Annotated in this window: 19 protein-coding genes; 9 read left to right on the top strand and 10 right to left on the bottom strand. The window is 70.2% G+C overall.

Going from position 1 to position 24,518, the window contains the following annotated elements; genetic code table 11:
• The gene (gene rsmA, locus IM787_RS07820) at positions 1-765 is read left to right on the top strand and encodes a 16S rRNA (adenine(1518)-N(6)/adenine(1519)-N(6))-dimethyltransferase RsmA (RefSeq protein WP_193676070.1); all 765 of its coding nucleotides are present in this window, start codon (positions 1-3) and stop codon (positions 763-765) included.
• A gap of 307 nt (positions 766-1,072) precedes the next feature.
• Here rsmA and IM787_RS07810 read toward each other — a convergent pair whose 3' ends face one another.
• From IM787_RS07810 to IM787_RS07800, 3 genes are all read right to left on the bottom strand, one after another.
• Positions 1,073-1,501 carry a barstar family protein gene (locus IM787_RS07810; RefSeq protein WP_193676069.1) on the bottom strand — a complete coding sequence of 143 codons (429 nt, stop codon included), beginning with the start codon at positions 1,499-1,501 and terminating at the stop codon, positions 1,073-1,075.
• Between the two features lie 47 nt (positions 1,502-1,548).
• Positions 1,549-1,953, bottom strand: coding sequence for a guanyl-specific ribonuclease (locus IM787_RS07805; RefSeq protein ID WP_193676068.1), 405 nt, complete (start codon positions 1,951-1,953; stop codon positions 1,549-1,551).
• A gap of 220 nt (positions 1,954-2,173) precedes the next feature.
• Positions 2,174-4,483, bottom strand: a complete 2,310-nt coding sequence (locus tag IM787_RS07800) for an NADP-dependent malic enzyme (protein ID WP_435531147.1) — start codon at positions 4,481-4,483, stop codon at positions 2,174-2,176.
• Between the two features lie 244 nt (positions 4,484-4,727).
• On the opposite strand from IM787_RS07800, the gene IM787_RS07795 reads away from it, so the two are divergent.
• The 6 genes from IM787_RS07795 (at position 4,728) to IM787_RS07770 (ending at position 15,458) form a co-directional block, all read left to right on the top strand.
• Positions 4,728-9,536: an NAD-glutamate dehydrogenase gene (locus tag IM787_RS07795; RefSeq protein WP_193676067.1), complete on the top strand. Its 4,809-nt coding sequence runs from the start codon at positions 4,728-4,730 to the stop codon at positions 9,534-9,536.
• 90 nt (positions 9,537-9,626) lie between these two features.
• Entirely contained in the window at positions 9,627-10,673 is a 1,047-nt protein-coding gene (locus IM787_RS07790) for an SPFH domain-containing protein (protein WP_193676066.1), read from the top strand.
• A gap of 6 nt (positions 10,674-10,679) precedes the next feature.
• Positions 10,680-12,161 carry a DUF4178 domain-containing protein gene (locus IM787_RS07785; RefSeq protein WP_193676065.1) on the top strand — a complete coding sequence of 494 codons (1,482 nt, stop codon included), beginning with the start codon at positions 10,680-10,682 and terminating at the stop codon, positions 12,159-12,161.
• Positions 12,162-12,178: 17 nt separating this feature from the next.
• Positions 12,179-12,400: a DUF350 domain-containing protein gene (locus tag IM787_RS07780; RefSeq protein WP_193676064.1), complete on the top strand. Its 222-nt coding sequence runs from the start codon at positions 12,179-12,181 to the stop codon at positions 12,398-12,400.
• Positions 12,397-13,920 (top strand): polyamine aminopropyltransferase, encoded by a 1,524-nt coding sequence (locus tag IM787_RS07775; RefSeq protein WP_193676063.1) that lies wholly within the window; start codon positions 12,397-12,399, stop codon positions 13,918-13,920. The genes IM787_RS07780 and IM787_RS07775 overlap by 4 nt, the downstream gene beginning before the upstream one ends.
• Positions 13,917-15,458 carry an FAD-dependent oxidoreductase gene (locus tag IM787_RS07770; RefSeq protein WP_193676062.1) on the top strand — a complete coding sequence of 514 codons (1,542 nt, stop codon included), beginning with the start codon at positions 13,917-13,919 and terminating at the stop codon, positions 15,456-15,458. Before IM787_RS07775 ends, IM787_RS07770 begins: the two co-directional genes overlap by 4 nt.
• A 6-nt stretch (positions 15,459-15,464) precedes the next feature.
• On the opposite strand, the gene IM787_RS07765 is transcribed toward IM787_RS07770, so the two are convergent.
• Genes IM787_RS07765 through IM787_RS07755 form a run of 3 tightly spaced genes read right to left on the bottom strand, consistent with a single transcriptional unit; the run spans position 15,465 to position 17,945 of the window.
• Complete coding sequence (locus IM787_RS07765; protein ID WP_193676061.1) at positions 15,465-16,862, bottom strand: aminopeptidase P N-terminal domain-containing protein; 1,398 nt, start codon at positions 16,860-16,862, stop codon at positions 15,465-15,467.
• A 4-nt stretch (positions 16,863-16,866) separates the two neighbouring features.
• The gene (gene murU, locus IM787_RS07760) at positions 16,867-17,571 is read right to left on the bottom strand and encodes an N-acetylmuramate alpha-1-phosphate uridylyltransferase MurU (protein WP_227494163.1); all 705 of its coding nucleotides are present in this window, start codon (positions 17,569-17,571) and stop codon (positions 16,867-16,869) included.
• Positions 17,568-17,945, bottom strand: coding sequence for an S-adenosylmethionine decarboxylase family protein (locus IM787_RS07755; RefSeq protein WP_193676060.1), 378 nt, complete (start codon positions 17,943-17,945; stop codon positions 17,568-17,570). The genes murU and IM787_RS07755 overlap by 4 nt, the downstream gene beginning before the upstream one ends.
• Before the next feature lie 97 nt (positions 17,946-18,042).
• Between IM787_RS07755 and tkt the strand changes: the two genes are divergently transcribed.
• Positions 18,043-20,073 carry a transketolase gene (gene tkt, locus IM787_RS07750; protein WP_193676059.1) on the top strand — a complete coding sequence of 677 codons (2,031 nt, stop codon included), beginning with the start codon at positions 18,043-18,045 and terminating at the stop codon, positions 20,071-20,073.
• A 30-nt stretch (positions 20,074-20,103) separates the two neighbouring features.
• Complete coding sequence (gap, locus tag IM787_RS07745; RefSeq protein WP_193676058.1) at positions 20,104-21,105, top strand: type I glyceraldehyde-3-phosphate dehydrogenase; 1,002 nt, start codon at positions 20,104-20,106, stop codon at positions 21,103-21,105.
• 80 nt (positions 21,106-21,185) lie between these two features.
• Here gap and IM787_RS07740 read toward each other — a convergent pair whose 3' ends face one another.
• From IM787_RS07740 to IM787_RS07725, 4 genes are all read right to left on the bottom strand, one after another.
• Positions 21,186-21,725 (bottom strand): GAF domain-containing protein, encoded by a 540-nt coding sequence (locus IM787_RS07740; RefSeq protein ID WP_193676057.1) that lies wholly within the window; start codon positions 21,723-21,725, stop codon positions 21,186-21,188.
• A gap of 63 nt (positions 21,726-21,788) precedes the next feature.
• Positions 21,789-22,232, bottom strand: coding sequence for an EF-hand domain-containing protein (locus IM787_RS07735; RefSeq protein WP_193676056.1), 444 nt, complete (start codon positions 22,230-22,232; stop codon positions 21,789-21,791).
• A gap of 86 nt (positions 22,233-22,318) precedes the next feature.
• Complete coding sequence (locus IM787_RS07730) at positions 22,319-23,368, bottom strand: Bug family tripartite tricarboxylate transporter substrate binding protein (protein WP_354004371.1); 1,050 nt, start codon at positions 23,366-23,368, stop codon at positions 22,319-22,321.
• A gap of 68 nt (positions 23,369-23,436) precedes the next feature.
• Positions 23,437-24,477, bottom strand: a complete 1,041-nt coding sequence (locus IM787_RS07725; protein ID WP_193676055.1) for a pirin family protein — start codon at positions 24,475-24,477, stop codon at positions 23,437-23,439.
• Between the last annotated feature and the right edge of the window lie 41 nt (positions 24,478-24,518).

Raw genomic sequence — 24,518 nt, 5'->3', positions numbered from 1 at the left:
ATGAAGCACGTCGCGCGCAAGCGCTTCGGCCAGCACTTCCTGGCCGACGCCGGCGTGATCGACGCCATCGTGCGCGAGATCGCCCCGCGCGCCGGCGACCCGATGGTGGAGATCGGCCCCGGGCTCGCGGCGCTGACGCAGCCCCTGGTGGAGCGCCTCGGCCGGCTGACCGTGGTCGAACTGGACCGCGACCTCGCCGCCCGCCTGCGGCAGCATCCGCAGCTGGAGGTGGTCGAAGCCGATGTGCTGAAGGTGGACTTCAGCGCCCTGGCCGAACGGCTCGGCGCCGCGAAGCTGCGCGTCGTCGGCAACCTGCCCTACAACATCTCCAGCCCGATCCTGTTCCACCTGCTGCAGCACGTGGGGCGCGTGGCCGACCAGCACTTCATGCTGCAGAAGGAAGTGATCGACCGGATGGTCGCGCGGCCGGCGACGTCCGACTACGGTCGCTTGTCCGTGATGCTGCAGTGGCGGTATGCGATGGAGAACGTGCTGTTCGTCCCGCCCGACGCCTTCGATCCGCCGCCCCGGGTCGACAGCGCGGTGGTGCGCATGGTGCCGTTCGCCGACCCGCCGCAGGTGGACGAGGCCCTGCTGTCGCAGCTGGTGCAGGTGGCCTTCAGCCAGCGCCGCAAGATCCTGCGGCACACGCTGGGCCCATGGCTGGAGCAGAAGGGTTTCGCCGGCGACTTCGACGTGCAGCGCCGCGCCGAGGAGGTGCCGGTGGCCGAGTACCTGGCGATCGCCCAGTCCCTTCGGCCTTAGCCGTCATCCCCGCACAGGCGGGGATCCAGGGCGCCCCAAAAGAAGAATGCCCGCGGCTGCGGGCATTTCTTCGAAAGCTCTGGATTCCCGCCTGCGCGGGAAGGACGGGGCTTGCCTCAGGCTGCTGCCAACCAGTACCCCGCGTTGAACGGGCTGCTCATGCGCAGTGCGAGCGGCGAGACGTCCAGGATCTTGTCCGTGGGCATCTTTTCACCTTCGGTCGTGGTGGTGGGGGCGGCCGGCTGCTGCACGGTCTCGCCCTGGGCCTCGTTCGCCCGTTCCGCTTGGCCTTGTTGCGCGGAACGGGCTACCGAAAAGAATAGAAACAGCGGAAGGGGACCTTCCTGTCTGCCCAGTAGTCCGCCGTGTCGCGGAAGATGTCGAGCAGCTGCTCGCGCGCTTCCTTGTCGAACTTGCCGTTGGCCGGGATGTGCTCCAGCACCACGATGAAGCCCGGCTGCGGGCCCGACTTGTGCAGCGGGTCGGTCATGCAGTCGTACAGCGCGTCGAAGTTCTTCCCGAAGTGCTGCGGGAAGGTGAACTGCTGGGCGATCATGTCCAGCACGTCCTGCTTGCTCTGGGCGGTGGCCAGGTTGGCATACAGGAAGTGGTGGCCGAGCGCCGTCGCGGTCTCCTGCAGGTCCTGGACCCGGAAGGCCCGGATGGACTGCACGATGTTGCTGCGGACGCCCTTGATGGGCGTCTCGGAGGGTTCAGGACGAAGTGGTTTTTCCATCTCCGTTTCTTTCTCGGTAGTCAAAAACAGGTCCCGCTTCATTGGGGTCACTCCACGATCTGGCGAAAACTGGCGTAGTGGTCGGCGGTGTAATAACAGGCATGCGGCATCCGCTTCGGGCCTCCGCACACGATGCGCCGGGCGCCCCGGTCGCGTGATCCAGGTGTCTTGACGGTGTATTCGCGGTAGTAGCCGCGCTTCTCGATCGGGAGCAGGCGCTCCCGGTTGCCGAACACCGAACCATCCTTGTCGAACGGGAACGGTCCGCCCTGGCGGATCAGTTCGTAGGTCTCCCGGCCCTGGCGCGGCAGCTCGGTGACACGCACCGTGGCCGTCTTGCCGAAAAGCGCCTCGTCCACGCTGCCCCGGGATTGCGCCTGGGGAACCGCGGTCACCGCGGCGGCCAGGAGAGCGCTAGTCAGCGCTAACTTGATTGCCGCGATGCGAGCCATGGACGGGACCTTCTGGGGAGATCTTCAAGGGACACCAACCGGCCCTTGCGGGCCCGGAAAACTTCTTCAGTACCCGGGTAAACCCGGAAACTTCAAGCGAGCTAGTGTGACGGAAGCGGCCCCAAAAGGCAAGCCGCCTGCCCATTCATTGGGCAGGCGGCAAGGCCATTCGGGGGCGTTCGCGGCACTCTTAAGTTAGTGCCAGCTGTCTAATGAAGCCTTATCGCGCCGCGTTGGCGTCCGCGACAGTGAGCGCAGTCATGTTGACGATGCGCCGCACCGTGGTGCTCGCCGTCAGGATATGCACCGGCTTGGCCGCCCCGAGCAGGACCGGCCCGATCGCGATGTTGCCGCCCGCCGCCGTCTTGAGCAGGTTGTAGGAGATGTTGGCGGCGTCGATGTTCGGCAGGACCAGCAGGTTGGCGTCGCCGGACAGGGTGGAGTGCGGCATCAGGACGTCGCGGGCGTGGCCGTCCAGGGCGATGTCGCCGTGCATCTCGCCGTCCACCTCCAGCCAGGGCGCCTGTTCCCGCAGCAGGTCCAGCGTCTGGCGCATCTTGTGCGCGCTGGGGTGGTTGCTGCTGCCGAAATTGGAGTGGCTCAGGAGGGCGACCTTGGGCTTGAGGCCGAAGCGCAGCAGCTCCTCGGCCGCCAGCAGCGTGATCTCGCACAGCTGCGCCGCGTCCGGGTCGTAGTTGACGTGGGTGTCGACCAGGAAGACCTGCCGGTTCGGCAGCATCAGCCCGTTCATGGCGGCATAGGTATTGACGCCGGGCCGCTTGCCGATCACCTGGTCGATGTAGCGCAGGTGGATGTCGGTCGTGCCCCAGGTGCCGCAGATCATCCCGTCGACCTGCTCCTTGTGCAGCAGCATCGCGCCGATCAGGGTCAGGCGGCGGCGCATCTCGATCTTGGCCATCTGCGCCGTCACGCCCTTGCGGTCGGTCATGCGGTGGTAGGTCTGCCAGAAGTCGCGGTAACGCTCGTCCTGGTCGGTGTTCACCACGTCGTAGTCGCGCCCTTCCTGCAGGCGCAGGCCAAACTTCTCCACGCGCTGGGCGATGATCTTCGGCCGGCCGATCAGCGTCGGCCGGGCGACGTTCTCGTCCACCACGATCTGCGCCGCGCGCAGCACGCGCTCTTCCTCGCCTTCGCAGTACACGACCTTCTTCTTCGCCGCCGTCTTGGCCGCGGTGAAGATCGGCTTCATGATCGTGCCGGACGCGTAGACGAAGCTTTGCAGCTTGTCGCGGTAGGCGTCCATGTCCTTGATCGGCCGCAGCGCGACGCCGCTTTCCTCCGCGGCCTTGGCCACCGCGGGCGCGATCTTGATCATCAGCCGCGGATCGAAGGGCTTGGGGATCAGGTAGTCCGGCCCGAAGGACAGCTGCTGGCCCGCGTAGGCCGCGGCCACGACTTCGCTCTGCTCCGCCTGCGCCAGTTCGGCGATGGCGTACACCGCCGCGATCTCCATCTCCATCGTGATCGTGGTCGCGCCGGAATCGAGCGCGCCGCGGAAGATGTAGGGGAAGCACAGGACGTTGTTGACCTGGTTCGGGTAGTCGGTGCGGCCGGTGGCGATGATGCAGTCGGCGCGCGCCGCCTTCGCGTCTTCCGGCGAGATCTCGGGGTTCGGGTTGGCCAGCGCGAGGATCAGCGGGTTGGCCGCCATCTTCTTGACCATCTCCGGCTTGAGCACGCCGCCGGCCGACAGGCCGAGGAACACGTCGGCGTCGTCCATCACCTCGGTCAGCGTGCGCGCGCTGGTGGGCTGGGCGAACTGGATCTTGTCCTCGTCCATCAGCTCCTTGCGGCCCTCGTACACCACGCCGGCCAGGTCGGTGACGAAGATGTTCTTGCGCGGCAGGCCCAGCTTGACCAGCAGGCCCAGGCACGCGAGCGCCGCGGCGCCGGCGCCGGAGGTGACCAGCTTCACGTCCTCGAGCTTCTTGCCCACGACCTTCAGGCCGTTGATGATGGCCGCGCCCACCACGATGGCGGTGCCGTGCTGGTCGTCGTGGAAGACCGGGATCTTCATGCGCTCGCGCAGCTTGCGCTCGACGTAGAAGCAGTCCGGCGCCTTGATGTCCTCGAGGTTGATGCCGCCGAAGGTGGGCTCGAGCGCGGCGATCACGTCGACCAGCTTGTCGAGGTTGTCCTTCTCGTTGATCTCGATGTCGAAGACGTCGATGCCGGCGAACTTCTTGAACAGGACGCCCTTGCCTTCCATCACCGGCTTGGCGGCCAGCGGGCCGATGTCGCCCAGGCCCAGCACCGCGGTGCCGTTGGTGATCACGGCCACCAGGTTGCCGCGCGCGGTGTAGCGGAAGGCGGCGGTCGGGTCCTTGACGATCTCCTCGCAGGGCGAGGCGACGCCGGGCGAATAGGCCAGCGACAGGTCGTGCTGGTTGATCAGCTGCTTGGTGGCGGCGATCGCGATCTTGCCGGGGGTGGGATGCTCGTGGTATTCGAGGGCGGCCTGGCGCAGTTCCGCGCGCTTGTCTTTGCTGGCCGGGGCGGGCATGGACATGGAATCCGGTCTCCTGGGGGCGCGGGTCAGGACGGGCGCCCCTTGTTCTTGGCGAAGGGAAACGGATTGTAGACCTCGCCCTTTGGGAAAACCCTAGTACGGAACTATGCGTATCGGGCATGCCGTGTTGCCGCACCCGCCCGTGCCGCCCCATGCATCATGTGCATCCGCGCGCCTCCAAAGGGCATTGGCCGTGCGCCACCCCGCGCGCCTACAGTCGCCCGGGCCACAGGAGAAAACCAACATGGCTGCCCCCGAAAACGACCGCCGCGCCGAGCGCATCGCCGCCATCCTCGCCGCCGCGCAGGCGCATCCCGCCCCGGCCGCGCGCGAGGCGCCCACGCGCCTGGTGCGCGAATACTTCCGCCAGGTCGACGCCGACGACCTCGAGGAGCGCTCCCCCGAGGACCTGCTGGGCGCCGTGCTCTCGCACCGGCAGCTGGCGGCGCAACGCCGCCCCGGCCAGCCGCGGGTGCGCGTGTTCAGCCCCGTCCACGGCGAGGACGGCTGGGGCTCGCGCCACAGCGTCGTCCAGGTCGTCAACGACGACATGCCCTTCCTCGTCGACTCCGTCTCGCTCGAGATCACGCGCCATGGCCTGTCGCTGCACCTCGTCGTGCACCCGATCCTGGCGGTGGAGCGCGACGCCGCCGGCGTGCTGCAATCGATGCAGCCTCCCGCCGAGGCGCCGCAGGCCGCCCGCGAATCCTGGATGTACATCGAAGTGGACCGCATGGTGGACACCGAGCAGCGCGCCGCCCTGTGCCGCGGCATCGAAGCGGTGCTCCGGGACGTGCGCGCCGCGGTCAGCGACTGGAAGCCGATGGTGGACCGGCTGCAGCAGGCAGGCGCGGAACTGGGGCAGGCGCCCGCCGCGGTGCCGCGCGAGGAAGCGCAGGAGAGCCGCGCCTTCCTGCAGTGGCTGGCGGACGAGCATTTCACGCTGCTCGGGTACCGTTGCCACGACCTGGTGGAGCAGGACGGCGCGCTGGCGCTGCAGCCGGTGGCGGGCAGCGGCCTGGGCCTGCTGCGCGAAGGCGAGGAGGCCGCGTCGGCCAGCTTCGCCGCGCTGCCGCCGTCGGCCCGCGCCCAGGCGCGCGCCGTGTCGCCGCAGCTGGTCGTCACCAAGGCCAACACGCGGTCCACGGTGCACCGCGACGGCTACACCGACTACGTGGGCGTCAAGCGCTTCGATGCCGAAGGACGCGTGGTGGGCGAGCACCGCTTCATCGGCCTCTTCACGTCCACGGCCTATTCCACGCCGGTCGGCGACACGCCGCTGCTGCGCCGCAAGGTGGCGGCGGTGGCGCAGCGCGCGGGCTTCCCGCCCGGAGGCCACCTTTCGAAGGCGCTGCAGCACACGCTGGAGACCTTCCCGCGCGACGACCTGTTCCAGATCGCGCCCGAGGACCTGTACGACACCGCCACCGGCATCCTCGCGCTGGGCGAGCGGCACCGGCTGCGGCTGTTCACGTGGCAGGACCCGTTCGACCGCTTCGTCTCCTGCCTGCTGTTCGTGCCGCGCGAGGCTTTCTCCACGCAGCTGCGCCTGAAGTTCCAGCGCATCCTGCTGGAGGCGCTGGGCGGCACGCACGTCGATTTCGACGTGCTGCTCTCCGGCACGCAGCTGGCGCGCATCCACTTCACCGTGCGGGTGGCGCCCAAACCGATGCCGCAGGTGGACCGCAAGGCGCTGGAGCGCAAGCTGGCGGCCGCGGCGCGGCGCTGGGACGACGACCTGCGCGACGCGCTGGTGGACACGGAAGGCGAAGCCGCGGGGCTGACGCTGGAGCGCCGCTGGGGCGCGTCCTTCCCCGCCGGCTACCGGGACCGCGTGCCGGCGCGCACCGCGGTGCACGACATCCGCAAGCTCGAGGGGCTCACGGCGGAGGCGCCGCTGGGCCTGGCGTTCTACTGGCCCCTCGGCGCGCCGGAGCGCCGCGTCGGCCTCAAGGTCTACCGGCGCGGTGCACCGGTCATCCTTTCCGAGAGCCTGCCCATGCTGGAACACATGGGACTGCGGGTGCTAACCGAGGACAACCACCGGCTCGACGTGCCGGGCGGCGTCCCGGTGTTCCTGCACGACTTCGCGCTCGAAGCGCAGGCCAGCGCCGAGGGCGAGCCGCAGGCACTCGCGCGCCTGTTCGAGGACGCCTTCGCGCGGGTGTTCCGCGGCGAGGTGGAGAACGACGACTTCAACCGGCTCGTGCTGCTGGCGGGCCTGGCGGCGGAGGACGTGGTGGTGCTGCGGGCCTACGCGAAGTACCTGCAGCAGATCGGCTTTCCGCAGTCGCAGGCGACCGTGGCCGCGACGCTCGCGGCCCATCCTGCCATCGCGCGCATGCTGGTGGCGCTGTTCAGGCTGCGCTTCGATCCGCAGTCGCACGATGCGGCGGCGGCCGCGTCGCAGGTCCATGCGCTCGAACTCGCGCTGGAGAAGGTGAGCAACCTGTCCGAGGACCGCGTGCTGCGGCAGCTGCTGGCGCTGGTGCAGGCCACGCTGCGCACGAACTTCTGGCGCACGGGCGTGGGCACCAGCGGCGCCGCGGGGCCGCGCCGGCCGTTCCTGAGCCTGAAGCTCGATTCGGCCAAGGTGCCGGGCCTGCCCGACCCGAGGCCGCTGTACGAGATCTGGGTCTACTCCCCGCGCTTCGAGGGCATCCACCTGCGCGGCGGCAAGGTGGCGCGCGGCGGGCTGCGCTGGTCGGACCGGCCCGACGATTTCCGCACCGAGGTGCTGGGGCTGGTGAAGGCGCAGATGGTGAAGAACACCGTCATCGTGCCGGTCGGCTCCAAGGGCGGCTTCGTGCTGAAGAAGGCGCCGCCGGCGAGCGACCGGGACGCCTACCTGAAGGAAGGCATCGCCTGCTACCAGGACTACCTGCGCGGCCTGCTGGACCTGACCGACAACCTGGTGGCCGGCCGCACGGTGCCGCCGCCGCAGGTGGTGCGCATCGACGGCGACGATCCCTACCTGGTGGTGGCCGCCGACAAGGGCACCGCCAGCTTCTCCGACCATGCCAATGCGGTGAGCGCGGAGTACGGCCACTGGCTGGGCGACGCTTTCGCGTCGGGCGGCAGCCAGGGCTACGACCACAAGGAGATGGGCATCACCGCGCGCGGCGCGTGGGAAAGCGTCCAGCGGCACTTCCGCGAGCTCGGCATCGACACGCAGTCGACCGACTTCACCGTCGCCGGCATCGGCGACATGTCCGGCGACGTGTTCGGCAACGGCATGCTGCTGTCGCCCCACATCCGCTTGGTGGCGGCCTTCGACCACCGCCACGTGTTCATCGACCCCGCGCCGGACACGGCAGCCTCGTTCGCCGAACGCCAACGCCTGTTCCAGCTGCCGCGCTCGTCCTGGGCCGACTACGACGCCAGGCTGGTATCGCAGGGCGGCGGGGTCTGGTCGCGCTCGGAAAAATCGGTGCCCTTGTCCCCGCAGGCGCGCGCGGTGCTCGGCATCGACGCGGAGCAGCTGACGCCCGCCGAACTCATCTCGGCGATCCTGCGCGCCCCCGTGGACCTCCTGTACAACGGCGGCATCGGCACCTACGTCAAGGCCGCGGGCGAGTCGCACGCGCAGGTGGGCGACCGCGCCAACGACGCGGTGCGCATCGACGGTGGCCAGTTGCGCTGCAAGGTCGTGGGCGAAGGCGGCAACCTCGGGTTCACGCAGCGCGGCCGCATCGAGGCGGCGCTGGCCGGCGTGCGCCTGAACACCGACGCCATCGACAACTCCGCCGGCGTCGACACCTCCGACCACGAGGTGAACATCAAGATCCTGCTCGGGATCGCGCAGGCCGACGGCGAGCTGACGGACAAGCAGCGCAACACGCTGCTGCCGCAGATGACGGAGCAGGTCGCGGCGCTGGTGCTGCGCGACAACTACTTCCAGTCGCAGGCCCTGTCGATCGGGCAGCGGCTGGCGGCCGCGCAGCTGGAGGAGCAGGCCCGCTTCATCCGCTTCCTGGAGAAGAAGGGCGAGCTGAACCGGGCGATCGAGTACCTGCCGGACGACGAGGCCCTGGCGGAACGCAAGGCGCGGGGCATCGGCCTGACGCGCCCCGAACAGGCGGTGCTGCTGGCGTACAGCAAGATGTGGCTCAACGACGAACTGGTGGCCTCGGACCTGCCGGAGGACCCGTGGGTCGCGACCGCGCTGGACCGCTACTTCCCGACGCAGCTGAAGGAGCGCTTCGCCGCCTTCATCCCGCGCCATCCGCTCAGGCGCGAGATCATCGCCACGCACGTCCTGAACAGCATGGTCAACCGGGTGGGCCCGACCTTCGTCCACCGGCTCGGCGAGATCACCGGAGCCACGCCGCCGCAGGTGGTGCGTGCCTACCTGGCCAGCCGCGAGGTGTTCGGGCTGGTGCCGCTGTGGCAGCAGATCGAGGCGCTGGACAACGTCGTGGCCGACGAAGTGCAGGCGGACATGGTGATCGCGCTGCGCGCGCTGGTCACGCGCGCCACCACCTGGTTCCTGCGTTCGCGTCGCCTGTTCGAACCCACCGAGCAGCAGGTGAGCCGGTTCGCGCCGGCGGTGCGGGCCCTGCGCGCGCAGGCGGACGGCCGCGCGGGCGCGTCGCCGCGCGCCGCGCGGTGGCTGCGGGCCGGCGTGCCCGAGGCGCTGGCCGGGCAGGTCGACGCCGCAGAGGCTTCCTTCCTCGCCCTGGACATCGCGGAGATCGCCGAAGCCAGCCGCCGGCCGCTGGAACTCACCGCGCAGGTCCATGCGGGCGTCGGTGAACGCCTCGGCCTCGTGCGCATGCGCCAGCAGATCGAGCTGCTGCCCGCCGACAGCTTCTGGCACGGCCTGGCGAAGCTGGCGCTGAACGACGACCTGGCCGACCTGCAGCGGGCGATCGCGCTGGAGGCGATCGGCCATCCCGACGGCGGCGCCGGAGAGATCCTGGACCGCTGGGAAGCCGGGAACCGGCAGGCGCTGGCGCGCGCGCAGCGGTTGCTGGCCGAACTGCAGGACAGCCCGGGCAGCGACCTGGCGATGCTCTCGGTGGCCTTGCGGGAGCTGCGCAACCTCGTGTGAGCGGCACGCGCCATCCCCCGGTCGGGCTCCCCCGGCCCGCCATGGGCCCGGGCTATCATTCCCCGGAACCAACACCCGGAGGGCAGCACCATGGCCTTGATGGACTTCATCCGCAAGCAGTTCATTGACGTCATCCAGTGGACGGAGGAGGGCGACGGCACGCTCGCCTGGCGCTTCCCGATGGCGGGCATGGAGATCCAGTACGGCGCCTCGCTCACCGTGCGCGAGTCGCAGATGGCCGTCTTCGTCAACGAGGGCCAGGTCGCCGACGTGTTCGGCCCCGGCATGTACAAGCTGACGACGCAGACCATCCCGGTGCTCACCTACCTGCGCAACTGGGACAAGCTGTTCGAGTCCCCGTTCAAGAGCGACGTCTACTTCTTCAGCACGCGCCAGCAGGTGGACCAGCGCTGGGGCACGCCGCAGCCCATCACGATCCGCGACAAGGACTTCGGCGCGGTGCGCCTGCGCGCCTTCGGCAACTACAGCTACAGCGTGGCGGACCCGAAGCTGTTCCACACCAAGATCTCCGGCACCCGCGAGCGCTACACGGTGGGCGACCTCGACGGGCAGCTGCGCGGCCTGATCCTGCAGCACCTCTCCGATGCGATCGCGCAGAGCGGCGTGCCCTTCCTGGACCTGGCGGCGAACCAGATCGAGTTCGCCCGCGCCCTCGAGAAGGAGCTCGCGCCCGCGATGGAGGCGATCGGCCTGCGCCTCGAAGGCATGACGGTGCAGAACGTGTCGCTGCCGGAGGAGCTGCAGAAGCTCCTGGACCAGCGCATCGGCATGGGCATGGTGGGCAACGACATGGGCCGCTTCATGCAGTACCAGACGGCGCAGTCCATTCCCGAGTTCGCCAAGGCCGCGGGCCAGGGCGGCGGGGGCATCGCGGGCGACGCGATGGGCCTGGGGGCCGGCGTGGCCATGGGCCAGGTGCTCGCGCAGAACCTGCAGAAGGGCCTGCAGGGCGGCGAAGCGCAGCAGGCCGTGCCGCCTGCCGCGGCCGCCGCCGCGGTGCGGCCCGAGGACGTCATGGCCACGCTGGAAAAGCTCGGCGAGCTCAAGGCCAAGGGCATCCTCACGCAGGAGGAGTTCGACGCCAAGAAGGCGGAGCTCCTGAAGAAGCTGGTCTGACCAGCCTTGGCATCGCAGCGTAGCTACACCGCGCCCTGTCCGGGGTGCGGCGCCCCGGTCGAGTTCCGCAGCGCGCAATCGACGCACGCCGTATGCAGCTTCTGCCGCAGCACCGTGGTGCGCGACGGCGACACGCTGGCGCGCGTCGGCCGCATGGCCGAACTGTTCGACGACCACAGCCCGGTGCAGCTGCTGGCGCGCGGCACCTGGGAGCAGCGTCCCTTCACGGTGATCGGCCGGCTGCAGTACCGCAGCGGCAGCGGCACCTGGACCGAATGGAACTGCCTGTTCGAGGACGGCGGCGCGGCGTGGCTGGCGGAGGACAACGGCGCGTATGTCATGGCCGTGCCGGCGACGACGCAGCGCGAGGTCCCGCGGCCGGAGCATTTCCGCATCGGCGCCACCACCAGCGTCAATGGCCGCTCCTACACGGTGGCTTCGAACGAGCAGGCCGCGCTGGTGTCCGCGCAGGGCGAGCTGCCGCGCCTGCCGCCGCTGGAGGCGACCTTCGCGCTGGTCGAACTGCGCAGCGCCGACAACGAGGTGCTGTCGGTCGACTACGGCAGCGAGCCGCCGCGGCTCACCCGCGGCCGGCCCGTGGCGCTGGAGGAACTGCGCTTCACCGGCTTGCGCGAGGAAAGCGCGAAGGTCGAGAAGGGACGCCAGTTCGCGTGCCCGAACTGCGGCGCGCCGGTCGAGGTCCGTCTCGACGACAGCAAGAGCATCACCTGCCGTGCGTGCCGCAGCCTCATCGACCTGACGCAGGGCCTCGGCGGCGAACTGCGGCACGCCGAGCAGCACGAACCGGTCGAGCCGCTCATCCCGCTGGGCAGCACCGGCCGCCTGCAGGGCGTGCACTGGCAGGTGGTCGGCTACCAGCACCGGATGGGCACCGAGCCGGACGATCCCGACGAGCACTTCGGCTGGGACGAATACCTCCTGTACAACCGGCAGCGCGGCTTCTGCTTCCTGGTGGACGCGACGGACGGCTGGAGCCTCGTCAAGCCGGTCACCGGCGCGCCCAAGCTGTCGAACGACATGCTCAGCGCGACCTACCTGGGCACCGTTTACCGGCAGCAGTTCGCGTACCGCGCGGAAACCAATTTCGTCGAAGGCGAGTTCTACTGGCCGGTCGAACGCGGGCAGGTCACCTTCAACCGCGACTACGCCAGCGGCGGCAAGCTGTTGTCGATGGAAGAGACGCCGCGGGAGCGCACCTGGTCGGCCGGCGCGCAGGTCAAGGCCGCGACGGTGGCGGCGGCCTTCGGGCTGGAGAAGAAGCAGGAGCTGTTCGCGCGCAGCGACGCCGGGCCGACCACCCCCTCGGGCGGCGGTGGCGGCTCCGGTTGCGGCACCATCGTGCTCACCGTTCTCGTGATCCTGGTGCTGCTGGCGATCCTGGAGTCCTGCGACGAAGACCGCGACGGCGGCGGTGGAAGTTCGGGTGGTTCGAGCTATCGGGGCAGCTACGGCGGGTCCCACAAGTAATTTCAACGGAGGTCATCATGGGTCTGGAGTGGTTGAAGCCGAGTGCCTTCTTCGGGTCGATCCTGTATGCGCTGGTCGGCGTGCTGGTGTTCTGGGTCAGCTTCGTCGTGATCGACAAGCTCACGCCCTATGACCTCTGGCAGGAACTGGTGGAGAAGCAGAACATGGCGCTGGCCATCGTGGTCGGCGCGATGGCGCTGGGGCTGTCGGTGATCATCGCGGCCGCGGTGGTGGGATGAGCGCGCCGGGGCCGCGCCCGCTGGAGGTGGCGCTGCTCGCTTCCGTCTTCGTCGTCGCCGCGTGCGGGCTGGTGTACGAGCTGGCCGCCGGCGCGCTGGCCTCGTACGTGCTGGGCGACTCGGTGCTGCAGTTCTCCACCATCATCGGCACCTACCTGTTCGCCATGGGCGTGGGTTCCTGGCTCTCGCGCTTCTTCGAACGGCAGCTGCCGGCGCACTTCCTGCGCATCGAGCTGCTGGTGGCGCTGGTCGGCGGCGGCCTGCCCGCCCTGCTGTTCCTCGCGCACGCGTGGCAGCCCGGTGCCTTCCGCGTGCTCCTCTACGGCCTGGTGCTGCTGGTCGGCATGCTCGTGGGGCTGGAGATCCCGCTGGTGATGCGCATCCTCAAGCGCAACGTGGGCCTGCGCGAGCTGGTGTCGCAAGTGCTCACCTTCGACTACCTCGGCGCGCTCGCCGTCGCCGTGGCCTTCCCGCTGGTCCTGGTGCCGCAGCTGGGGCTGATCCGCACCGGGCTGCTGTTCGGGCTGCTGAACGCGCTGGTGGCGTTCTGGGCCCTGTGGCTGTTCCGCGGCGAATTGCGCCGCTTCGCCGCGCATGCGGCGGCCTGCGTGCTCACGGTCGGCGTGCTTGGGGCGGCCTTCGCCGGGTCGCAGCGCATCACTTCGCTGGCGGAGGACCGCTTCTACCCCGACCGCATCGTGCTGGCGGAGAGCTCACCCTGGCAGCGCATCGTGCTCACGCAGGGCCGCGGCGGCAAGCGCCTGTTCCTCAACGGCAACCTGCAGTTCGCGGAGGCCGACGAGTACCGCTACCACGAGGCGCTGGTGCACCCCGCGATGGCCGCGCACGGCGCGCCGCGCAAGGTGGCCGTGCTGGGCGGCGGCGACGGCCTGGCGGTGCGCGAGATCCTGCGCTATCCGCAGGTGGAGAGCGTCACGCTGGTCGAACTCGACCCGAACATGACGCGCCTGTTCGCCACCCAGCCCGAGCTGGTGGCGCTGAACGGCGGCGCGCTGGCCTCGCCCAAGGTGCGCGTGGTGAGCGCCGACGCGTTCCAGTGGCTGCAGCAGTCCACGGAGACCTTCGACGTGATCGTGGTCGACTTCCCGGACCCGACGAACTTCTCCATCGGCAAGCTGTACACCAACGCGTTCTACGCATTGCTCGACCAGCGCCTCGCCGCCAGCGGCTATGCGGTGGTGCAGACGACCTCGCCGCTGATCGCGCGCCAGAGCTTCTGGACGGTGGCGGCCACGATCGAATCGGTGGGCCTGCGCACGCATCCGTACCACGCGCACGTGCCGAGCTTCGGCGAATGGGGCTTCATCCTCGCCGGCCGCCGGCCCTGGCGCTGGCCAGACGCGCTGCCGGAGGGACTGCGCTTCCTCACCGTGGCCGGGGTCCCGGCGTTGTTCGACTTCCCGCGCGACATGGCGCGCGTTCCCGCGGAGGTGAACCGGCTGTCCAACCAGGCGCTGGTGACCACCTACGAGCGCGAGTGGGGCAAGCTGCAGCCATGATCCGGCGGCGCGCGGTCCTGGCCGCGGGCGCGGCGGCCGCCGTGGCCGGATGCGCGCGCGTGCCGGAGATCGCCGGCGGCTTCAGTGGCGCCTCGGAAGAACGGGGCCACCTGTTGCGCGACCGGCGCGCCTGGCCGGCGCCTGCCGTGCAGCGGCGCACGCAGGTCGTCATCGCCGGCGCGGGCATCGCCGGACTCGCCGCGGCCCGCGCGCTGCGCCGCCGCGGCATCGAGGACTTCGCGCTGCTGGACCTGGAGGACACCGCGGGCGGCAACAGCCGCGGCAGCCGGGTCGGCGGCGTGGCGTGTCCGCTCGGCGCGCACTACCTGCCGGTGCCCGGCGACGATGCGCGCGAGGTGCAGGAGCTGCTGGAGGAACTGGGGCTGCGCCGCCGCGTGGCGGGCCGCTGGACCTACGACGAGCGCCACCTCTGCCACGCGCCGCAGGAACGCCTGTTCCTCGAAGGCCAGTGGCAGGAGGGGTTGCTGCCGCTGCACGGCGCGGGTGCCACCACCCTGGCGCAGTACGTGCGCTTCGCCCGCGAGGTCGACGCGGCGCGCCGCACGGGCGCGTTCCGCATCCCGCTGCGACGGCCCGCAGGGCTGGCGCCATGGGACGGCGAGACCTTCGCGCAGTGGCTGGACGCGCGGGGGCTGCGCGACGAACGCCTGCGCTGGTACCTCGACTACTGCTGCCGCGACGACTACGGCGCCGGTGCCAGCGTGGTGTCCGCCGCCGCCGGGCTGCACTACTTCGCGGCGCGCCACGGATTCCATCCGCCGGGCTTCGAGGGCGGGGACGAACGCGATGCCCTGCTCACCTGGCCGCAAGGCAACGGCTTCCTCGCGCAGGCGCTGGCCGCGCCGCTGGGCGAGCGCTTCCATGCCGGCCGCGTCGTGCTGCGCGTCGCCGAGCAGCGTCATGGCGTGGAGCTCGATGCATGGAACGTGCGGTCGCAACAGGTGGAACGCTGGCACGCCGCCCGCTGCATCGTGGCGTTGCCGGCCTTCGTCGCCGCCCGCGTGGTGGAAGGCGCGTCCGCGGTGCATGACCTGGCCGCGCGGACCGTGCACGCGCCGTGGGTCGTGGCGAACCTGCACGTGCGGCGGGCACCGCGAGGCGGCGAAGGCATGCCGCTGGCGTGGGACAACGTGGTGTACGGCCAGGCGGGCAGCCTCGGGTACGTGGTGGCCTCGCACCAGGACCTGGACCCCCGGCCGCGGCCGACGGTGCTCAGCTGGTACTGCGCTCCCGGCCTGCAGGCCCGCGGCGAGGTCCTGCGGCAACCGTGGACGCACTGGCGCGACCGCGTGCTGCGCGAACTCGCCGGTGCCCACCCCAGGCTGCGGGACCTGGTCACCGAGGTGCAGGTGGCCCGCTTCGGGCATGCGATGGCGGTGCCCATCCCCGGCAGCCTGTCGCGCCCGGCGCCGCTGCCGAGCGGCGGCAGGCTGGACTTCGCGCACGCGGACTGGGCCGGCTACTCCGTCTTCGAGGAGGCCTTCACCCTCGGCCACGCCGCCGGGCAGCGGGCCTGAACCGGATCAGCCGCGCATCAGCGCTTCGATCTCGTCGGCCTTCACCGGCACGCCGCGCGTGATCAGCTCGCAGCCCTGCGCCGTGACGATCGCGTCGTCCTCGATGCGGATGCCGACGTGGTGGAACGCCTCCGGCACGCCCTCGCCGGGCCGGACGTAGAGGCCGGGCTCGATCGTGAGCACCATGCCGGGCCGCAGGATGCGGCTGGGGCGGTTCTGGATCGTCTCGCCCGAAAGCGGGTCCTTGCGTTCGCTGACGGAGCCCACCTCGGACGGCTCGACGTAGCTGCCGCAATCGTGCACGTCCATGCCGAGCCAGTGGCCCGTGCGGTGCATGTAGAAGGCGAAATACGCGCGCTGCTCGATGATGTCGTCGACCGAGCCGACCTTGTTGCGGTCCAGCAGGCCGACGTCGAGCATGCCCTGGGAGAGCACGCGCACCGCGGCGTCGTGCGGATCGGTGAAGCGCGCCCCCGGCTTCGTCGCGGCGACCGATGCCTCCTGCGACGCCAGCACGATGTCGTAGAGCGCCCGCTGCGGCCCGGTGAACCTGCCGTCGGCGGGGAAGGTGCGCGTGATGTCGCTGGCGTAGCCGTCGAGTTCGCAGCCGGCGTCGATCAGCACCAGCTCGCCGGCGCGCACCGGGGCGACGTCCGCGCGGTAGTGCAGCACGCAGGCATTGGGCCCCGCCGCCACGATGGAGCTGTAGGCCGGGTACTGCGAGCCGCCCATGCGGAATTCGTGCATCAGCTCGGCGTCGAGGTGGAACTCGCGCACGTCCCGGCCTTCGCGCAGCATGCGCGCGCAGGCCTTCATGGTGCGCACGTGCGCCTGCGCGCTGATCGCTGCGGCACGGCGCATGATGTCCTGCTCGTGGGCGTCCTTCACGAGGCGCATCTCGTCGAGCACCGCGCACAGGTCGCGCTGCTGCTCGGGGCACAGCGCGCCGTAGCGCACGCGCGCGCGCACCCGGTTGAGCCACCCGGCCACGCGCTGCTCCAGACCTTCGTGGATGGCGAAGGGGTACCAGACGGTGCCACGGTTCTCCAGCAGCTTGGGCAGCTGCGCGTCGAGCTCGGTCACCGCCAGCGCCGCGTCCACGGCGAGCGCGCCGACCGCCGCCTCGGGGCCCAGCCGGTAGCCGTCCCAGATCTCGCGTTCCAGGTCCTTCGGCTGGCAGAACAGCGTGCTCCGGCCCTCGCCCGTCACCACGAGCCAGGCGTTCGGTTCCGTGAAGCCGGTGAGGTAATAGAAATAGCTGTCGTGCCGGTACAGGAAGTCGGAGTCGCGGTTGCGCGGACGCTCCGGAGCGGTCGGGATGATCGCGATGCCGTTGGGGCCGAGCTGCGCGGCCATGCGCGCGCGGCGCTGGGCGTAGAGCGAGGTGGGAACGGTGGTGTTCATGGCTTCATTTTGCGTGGTTCAGCGCCGCGAGGCGTTCGGGCGTGCCGACATCCGTCCAGGGCCCGTGGTAAAGCTCGGCGCTGACCTGGCCGCGGTCCATGGCCGCGCGCAGCAGCGGCGCCAGCTTGGCCTTCTCGCCCTGCGGGTTGCCGGCCGGGAGGCCTTCGAACAGCCCGGCGCGCAGCAGCGCGCAGGTGGAATAGGTGTACCGCTCGCCGGTGGCGTTGAGCGCGAGACCCGCGGGCGACAGGCCGAAATCGCCGCCGGGGTTGTGTTCCGGGTTAGGCACCAGCCACAGGTGCGCCAGCTTGCCGCTGTCGGCGAAGCGATCGTAGGCCGCGCGCGTGAAGAGGAACCCGGGCATGTACACGTCGCCGGCGACGATCCAGAACACCTCGGCCAGCTGCGGCAGCGCCCGCGCGATGCCGCCGGCGGTCTCGAGCGCACCGCCGAAATCCCGGCCTTCGTGCGAATACGCCAGGCGCACGCCCTCGGCCGTCTCGTGGCCGTAGCGGTCCTCGATCTGTTCGCCCAGCCAGGCCGTGTTGACCACCACGTCGCGGAAGCCCCCGCGGCCGAGCGCGTCCAGGTGCCATTCCATCAGCGGCTTGCCCTGCACCTTCAGCAGCGGCTTGGGGCAGGTGTCGGTCAGCGGCCGCATGCGTTCGCCGCGGCCCGCGGCCAGCACCATCGCCTGTGCCAGGCTCATGCTTCCTCTCCCCGGTCCAGCGACCGTTGCTCCGTCCATTCCGGCTGGAAGCGGTTGACGAGCGCGAACATCAGGCCGCGCGCCTTGGCCGAATGGTCGCCGCTGAAGTTGCAGACGTAGACGTCGCAGGTCACGGCCCGTTCCTCCGGCCAGGTGTGCAGGCAGACGTGGGATTCGGCCAGCAGCACGGTGGCCGTCACGCCGCCGGGGCCGCGCTCCGTCGCCGGAAAGGCATGGAACAGGCGGCCGACCACCTGCAGGCCGACGGCTTCGACGGCTTCCACGCACCACTCGCCCAGCTGCGTGGCGTCCGTGAGCCATTCGGCCGCGCAGCGGCAGCGGTAGAGGTCGGCGGTGAGGTGCAGGCCCTTCATGCCCCGAATGTACCTGCGGGATCCGCCTGCTGGCTCGTCATCTAAAATGCCGGGTTTCCCCTGACCTCTCCCCCCTTCCTCCCCGGAGCTGCCCCCGATGGCCAATGATTCCCTGATGGCGAACGCGATCCGCGCGTTGGCCATGGATGCCGTGCAACAAGCGAACTCGGGCCATCCGGGCGCGCCCATGGGCATGGCCGACATCGCCGTCGCGCTCTGGCACCGCCACCTGCGGCACAACCCGAAGAACCCGCAGTGGTTCGACCGCGACCGCTTCGTGCTGTCCAACGGCCACGCTTCCATGCTGGTCTACGCGCTGCTGCACCTGACCGGCTACGCGCTGCCGGTGGGAGAGCTCAAGGGCTTCCGCCAGCTGCACAGCAAGACCCCCGGCCACCCCGAAGTCGACGTGACGCCGGGCGTGGAAACCACCACCGGCCCGCTGGGCCAGGGCATCACCAACGCGGTCGGCATGGCGCTGGCCGAGAAGTTGCTGGCGGCGGAGTTCAACCGCGAAGGCCACGCCATCGTGGACCACCACACCTACGTGTTCCTGGGCGACGGCTGCCTGATGGAAGGCATCAGCCACGAAGCGTGCGCGCTGGCCGGTGCCTGGAAGCTGAACAAGCTGGTCGCGGTCTACGACGACAACGGCATTTCCATCGACGGCCAGGTCACGCCCTGGTTCATCGACGACACGCCGGCGCGCTTCAAGGCCTATGGCTGGAACGTCATCGGGCCGGTGGACGGCCACGACGTCGAGGCCGTGAGCCGCGCGATCGAGAGCGCGAAGCACAGCGCCGAGAAGCCGACGCTCATCGTCGCCAAGACGCACATCGGCAAGGGCTCGCCCAACCGCGCCAACACGGCCAAGGCGCACGGCGAGCCGCTGGGCGCCGAGGAGATCGCGCTGACGCGCACGGCGCTGGCCTGGGAGCACACGCCCTTCGACCTGCCCAAGGGCGTGTACGACGAGTGGGACGCGCGCGCCAAGGGCGACGCGCTGGAGTCGGAGTGGGACAAGCGCTTCGCCGCCTACCGCGCGAAGTACCCGGAGCTGGCGGCCGAGTTCCTGCGCCGCATGAAGGGCGAGCTGCCGAAGAACTTCACCCAGGTCGCCGTCGACGCCGCCATCGCCGCGCACGCCAAGGCCGAGACGGTCGCCTCGCGCAAGGCCTCGCAGATCGCGCTGGAGGCCTTCACCGCCGCCCTGCCCGAACTGCTGGGCGGCTCGGCCGACCTGACCGGCTCCAACCTCACCAACACCAGGAGCACGCCGCCGCTGCGCTTCGACCAGTCCGGCGACGTGGTGATGGCCGAAGGCAGGATCGGCCGCCACGTCAATTACGGCGTGCGCGAGTTCGGCATGGCCGCGATCATGAACGGCGTCGCGCTGCACGGCGGCTTCATCCCCTACGGCGGCACCTTCCTGACCTTCAGCGACTACAGCCGCAACGCCATCCGCATGGCCGCACTGATGAAGCGCCGCGTGGTCCACGTCTTCACGCACGACTCCATCGGCCTTGGCGAGGACGGCCCGACGCACCAGTCGGTCGAGCACGCCGCCAGCCTGCGCCTGATCCCGCAGCTGGACGTCTGGCGTCCGTGCGACACCGCGGAGACCGTGGTGGCCTGGACGGTCGCGCTGCAAACGAACGCCAACCGACCGACCGCGCTGCTGCTGTCGCGGCAGAACCTGCCCTACGCGCCGAAGGCCGGCCTCGACGAGATCAGCCGCGGCGCCTACGTGCTGGCCGAGCCCAGCGAGGTCGGCGCCGGCCGCGCGCAGGCCGTGATCATCGCCACCGGCTCCGAAGTGCAGCTGGCGCTGAAGGCGCAGGAGCAGCTGGCGCAGCAGGGCATCGCCGTGCGCGTGGTCTCCATGCCCAGCACCACCACCTTCGACCGCCAGGACCGCGCGTACAAGGAGAGCGTGCTGCCCAACGGCGTGCCGCGCGTCGCCGTCGAGGCCGGCGTCAGCGATTTCTGGTGGAAATACGGCTGTGCGGCCGTCGTGGGCATCGACACCTTCGGCGAGTCGGCTCCTGCTAATGTCCTGTTCAAGCACTTCGGCTTCACGCCCGAGAACGTGGCCGAGACCGTGCGCGCGGTGCTGCAGCGCGGCTGAGACCCTTTCGTCATCCAAGGAGTAAACGCTATGGCTATCAAGGTGGGCATCAACGGCTTCGGCCGCATCGGCCGCAACGTGCTGCGCTCGGCGGTGCAGAACTTTCCGGACATCGAGGTCGTGGGCATCAACGACCTGCTGGAGCCGGACTACCTGGCCTACATGCTGCAGTACGACTCGGTGCACGGCCGCTTCAAGGGCACGATCGCCGTCGAGGGCAACACGCTGGTCGTCAACGGCAAGAAGATCCGCCTGACGCAGGAGAAGGACCCCGCCGCGCTGAAGTGGGGCGAGATCGGCGCCGACGTCGTCATCGAGTCCACCGGCATCTTCCTCTCGAAGGACGGCGCCCAGAAGCACCTGCAGGCCGGCGCGAAGAAGGTGATCATGTCGGCGCCGTCGAAGGACGACACGCCCATGTTCGTCTTCGGCGTGAACCACCAGAAGTACAAGGGCGAGGACATCATCTCCAACGCCTCGTGCACCACCAACTGCCTGGCGCCCATCGCCAAGGTGATGAACGACAAGTGGGGCATCAAGCGGGGCCTGATGACCACGGTGCACGCCGCCACGGCGACGCAGAAGACGGTCGACGGCCCGTCCAACAAGGACTGGCGCGGCGGCCGCGGCATCCTGGAAAACATCATCCCCTCGTCGACCGGCGCGGCCAAGGCGGTGGGCGTGGTGATTCCCGAGCTGAACAAGAAGCTCACGGGCATGTCCTTCCGCGTGCCGACCTCCGACGTGTCGGTGGTCGACCTCACGGTGGAACTCGAGAAGCCGGCCACGTACGCCGAGATCTGCGCCGAGATGAAGGCGCAGAGCGAGGGCCCGCTCAAGGGCGTGCTGGGCTACACCGAAGACAAGGTCGTGGCGACCGACTTCCGCGGCGATGCGCGCACGTCGATCTTCGACGCGGACGCCGGCATCGCGCTCGACGGCACCTTCGTCAAGCTGGTGAGCTGGTACGACAACGAGTGGGGCTACTCGAACAAGTGCCTGGAGATGGTGCGGGTCGTGGCCGGCAAGTGAGCTGACTCGCGGACCGGCAAGGCGCCCTGCGGGGCGCCTTTTTCATGCCTGTCGCTGGCGCCGCGACAGGCGCTGCAGCTTCAGCCGAGCGCGTGCGCGCGGATGGCCACGGCCGCCGCGGCCGCCAGCTCCTCGACCGCTTCGCGCTCCGCGGGCGTGGGCAGACGCTCTTCGCGGAAGTAGGTGCCGAAGGTGCCCAGCACCTGGCCCTGGGGGTCCTTGATCGGCCGGCTCCATGCCCCGACGAAGCCCAGCGCCATCGGCAGGTGCCGCAGTTCGGCCCAGCGCTGGTCGGCGTAGAAGCTGGGGGTCTCCACCACCTCGCCGGTGGCGGCGGCGGCGGCGCAGGTGCCCAGGTTGGGGTCGGGCTTGAGCCGGTCGATGGCGTCCAGGTAGTCGGCCGGCAGGTTGGGCGAAGCGCCGTTGCGCAGCAGCCCGTCCCGGTCGAGCAGCAGGATGGAAGCGACCGTCCGGTTCTTGCCGAGGGTTTCCACCGCGGTGGTCAGCTGCGCGAGCACTTCCCGCAGCGGCGCGCCGTCGCGCAGCAGGCGCACCGCGCGTTCGCGGGCGCCCTCGACGAGCTTGCGCTCTTCGGGGCGGAGCGTGGCGGAACCGGGCATGCCGCAGTATAGGCAGCGGACCCGGCCGGCCGCTGCGGGTTTTCTCGGCCCGGGGCGGCGCCGCTAGCGCCTGGCCAGCAGCTTGGCGTGGCCGGCCGCGTATTCCTTGCGGGTGAGCCGGCCGTCCTTGTTGCGGTCCATGACGGCGAACATCACTTCGGCGCCGGCTTCGTGCTCGTCGGCCGACAGCACGCCATCCTGGTTGCTGTCGATCACGCGGATCTTTTCCGCGGAGCTCAGCCCCGGCTTGCCCCGCCCGTTGATGCGCCGCTGCGCCGCGCTCATCTCTGCCGCCGTGACCTTGCGGTCGCCGTCGGCATCCATGGCCGCGAACATGGCGCGGGCCGCCGCGACGTGTTCGGTGGCCGTGACACGCCGGTCGCGGTTGGCGTCGGTGCGGGCGAACAGGTCGGAGGCCGCGAAGGCCGGCAGGATGCTGGCACAGCCGAGCAGGAGGGTCAGCAGCTTCTTCATGCGGCGCAGCTTGGCGAGGCGCGCCCACCGCATGCGTAGGAGTCGGCCGGCGCGTGGCCTCGCGCCGGCTCCTACATGCCAGGCACGGCCGGGTTGGCGACCGACCGCGCGTGCGCCGCTCAGCTCTCGGAGCGGATGTTGCGCATCATGATGATGCCGCCGAAATTGCGCACGTCGCTTTTCATGCGCATGCGCAGGCCTTCGGCGGTCGACGGGGTCGGCTGCCAGCCGACGGTGATCAGGCGGTTGCGCGCCTCTTCCGACTTCACCACGTCGATCAGCATCGCGCCCATCTTCTCGCGCACGTGGGGCGGCAGCGAGGCCGGGCCGGCGAGCGCGGTCCAGAGTTCGACGTCGGAGCCGAGCACGCCGGCTTCGCGCAGGGTCGGGATGTCGCTGGCCAGCACGCTACGGCGCTCGGCGGTGACACCCACGGCCTTGAGCTTGCCGGCCTTGACCTGCTGCAGCGCGAGTCCCGGCGGCAACAGGGCGGCATGCAATTGCCCGCCGAGCAGGGCCGTGATGATCTGCGGGTTGCCCTGGTAGGGCACGTGCACGGCGTCGAAGCCCCCGCGGCTCTTGAGCAGTTCCATGCCCAGGTGTCCCGGCGTGCCGGTACCGGGCGAACCGTAGCTGGCCTTGTTGCCCAGCCCGCGCAGCCAACCCAGCCAGTCGGACGGCTTCGTGCCGGACGCCTGTGCGCTGACCACCAGCACCATCGGCGTGGTGCCGATCAGCGCCACCGGCGCGAGGTCGCGTTCCGGGTCGTAGGCCACCGCCGGGTTCAGCATCTTGGCGATGGTGAGCTGGCTGTTGTTCATCACGCCGAAGGTGTGCAGGTCCGTGCTCTTCGCCACCTGGTCGGCCGCGATCGTGCCGGAGGCGCCGGCCTTGTTCTCGACGATCACCGGCTGGCCGAGCGCGCGCGACAGCGGTTCGGCGATGGAGCGCGCGGAGAGATCCTGCACCGAGCCGGGCGGAAAGCCGATCAGCAGGCGCACCGGCTTGGTCGGCCAGTCCGGCACCTTGGCCTGTGCGGCCGGGGCCGTCTTGCCGGCGGCGGCCGGCATGCCGGCCTTGCCCTGCATGCCGGAGGCCGGTGCCTGTGCGAGTGCGCCGGTGCAGGCGGCGGCCAAAACCACCGCCGAAATGAACTTCCGCTGGATCACGATCTCCCCTTCCGTGTGAAAGGTGGAGTTCTATCGTCGGGCTGCCGGGGCAGCCATCAGCGAAATGCCTAAGCGGGCGTTGGCGCCACGCCCGGCCGCTCCTCGCGGCCGTCCGGATAGCGCGCGAAGCGCGGCGTCTCGCGCCCGTGCACGGGCGCGCTGTCGCCGAACTTCCAGCCGCCGAACTGCGTGCGGCGGTAGTCCTGCATCGCCTGCGCGATCTCCTGTTGCGTGTTCATCACGAACGGGCCGTAGTTCACCACCGGCTCGCCGATCGGGCGGCCTTGCAGCAGCAGGAACTCGCAGGTGTCCTCGCCGGCGGCGATCGCCACCTCGACGTCCGCCTGCACGCTGACCGCGGCCGGGCCCTGCACCTGGCGGTCGCCCACCATCGCCGACCCGCCCTTGAAGAAATACAGCGTGCGCTGCGTGCCCGCCAGGGCGGCCGGCGGCAGCGAGAACGTGGCACCGGCTTCCATGCGCAGCGTCCAGATCGCGACGTCGGCGTCGGCCTGCGCGGCCCAGGAGTCCGGGGGCGGCGCCAGCGGCGCGGTGTCGCCGAAGCGTCCGGCGATCACCGCGACTTCCGTGTGGCGGCCGGCGGCGTCGGCCAGCACGCGGCGCGGCACCTGTTCGTTCCAGAACATGGTGAAGTGGGGCTGGGCCATCTTGTTGCGGGCCGGCAGGTTCAGCCAGATCTGGAACAGCTCCAGCGGGTTCTCCGCCTCGCCTGCCAGCAGCGGGAACATCTCCGCATGCACGATGCCGCGGCCCGCGGTCACCCATTGCACGTCGCCGCCGCCGAAGCGCGCGCTGGCGCCCAGCGAGTCGCTGTGGTCGATCAGGCCCTTGCGCACGATGGTCACCGTCTCGAAGCCGCGGTGCGGGTGCGCCGGAAAGCCCGGCACCTTGTCGCCGTGGTACATGCTCCAGCCGTCCTTGCGGCTGAAGTCCTGCCCGATGTCGCGCCCGGCCAGCGAAGCCGCGGGCCCCATGTCGGGGTTGCCCTTCGGGTACGCGTCGTCGTGGTACGCGCAGAACAGGAAGGGGTCGGCCGTTTCCCAGGGGAAGCCGAGCGGCCGCACGGCGAGGACGGGAGAGGTGTTCATCGTCGTCAGATGGCGGCGCCGCCGCGGTTCACAAGGGCGGT

This window comes from Ramlibacter pallidus (assembly GCF_015070875.1).
GTDB lineage: Bacteria > Pseudomonadota > Gammaproteobacteria > Burkholderiales > Burkholderiaceae_C > Ramlibacter > Ramlibacter pallidus.
This window is presented reverse-complemented; position numbering and strand designations above follow the sequence as displayed.

What these genes read in the sequence shown, in the direction of transcription:
- IM787_RS07755 (WP_193676060.1), bottom strand. Translation starts at nt 17,945, where the DNA reads ATGAAGGGCCTGCACCTCACCGCCGACCTCTACCGCTGCCGCTGCGCG.
- IM787_RS07780 (WP_193676064.1), top strand. Translation starts at nt 12,179, where the DNA reads ATGGGTCTGGAGTGGTTGAAGCCGAGTGCCTTCTTCGGGTCGATCCTG.
- IM787_RS07795 (WP_193676067.1), top strand. Translation starts at nt 4,728, where the DNA reads ATGGCTGCCCCCGAAAACGACCGCCGCGCCGAGCGCATCGCCGCCATC.
- IM787_RS07770 (WP_193676062.1), top strand. Translation starts at nt 13,917, where the DNA reads ATGATCCGGCGGCGCGCGGTCCTGGCCGCGGGCGCGGCGGCCGCCGTG.
- IM787_RS07740 (WP_193676057.1), bottom strand. Translation starts at nt 21,725, where the DNA reads ATGCCCGGTTCCGCCACGCTCCGCCCCGAAGAGCGCAAGCTCGTCGAG.
- IM787_RS07775 (WP_193676063.1), top strand. Translation starts at nt 12,397, where the DNA reads ATGAGCGCGCCGGGGCCGCGCCCGCTGGAGGTGGCGCTGCTCGCTTCC.
- murU (WP_227494163.1), bottom strand. Translation starts at nt 17,571, where the DNA reads ATGAGCCTGGCACAGGCGATGGTGCTGGCCGCGGGCCGCGGCGAACGC.
- tkt (WP_193676059.1), top strand. Translation starts at nt 18,043, where the DNA reads ATGGCCAATGATTCCCTGATGGCGAACGCGATCCGCGCGTTGGCCATG.
- IM787_RS07765 (WP_193676061.1), bottom strand. Translation starts at nt 16,862, where the DNA reads ATGAACACCACCGTTCCCACCTCGCTCTACGCCCAGCGCCGCGCGCGC.
- IM787_RS07800 (WP_435531147.1), bottom strand. Translation starts at nt 4,483, where the DNA reads ATGTCCATGCCCGCCCCGGCCAGCAAAGACAAGCGCGCGGAACTGCGC.
- IM787_RS07810 (WP_193676069.1), bottom strand. Translation starts at nt 1,501, where the DNA reads ATGGAAAAACCACTTCGTCCTGAACCCTCCGAGACGCCCATCAAGGGC.
- IM787_RS07790 (WP_193676066.1), top strand. Translation starts at nt 9,627, where the DNA reads ATGGCCTTGATGGACTTCATCCGCAAGCAGTTCATTGACGTCATCCAG.
- gap (WP_193676058.1), top strand. Translation starts at nt 20,104, where the DNA reads ATGGCTATCAAGGTGGGCATCAACGGCTTCGGCCGCATCGGCCGCAAC.
- IM787_RS07725 (WP_193676055.1), bottom strand. Translation starts at nt 24,477, where the DNA reads ATGAACACCTCTCCCGTCCTCGCCGTGCGGCCGCTCGGCTTCCCCTGG.
- IM787_RS07735 (WP_193676056.1), bottom strand. Translation starts at nt 22,232, where the DNA reads ATGCGGTGGGCGCGCCTCGCCAAGCTGCGCCGCATGAAGAAGCTGCTG.
- IM787_RS07805 (WP_193676068.1), bottom strand. Translation starts at nt 1,953, where the DNA reads ATGGCTCGCATCGCGGCAATCAAGTTAGCGCTGACTAGCGCTCTCCTG.
- rsmA (WP_193676070.1), top strand. Translation starts at nt 1, where the DNA reads ATGAAGCACGTCGCGCGCAAGCGCTTCGGCCAGCACTTCCTGGCCGAC.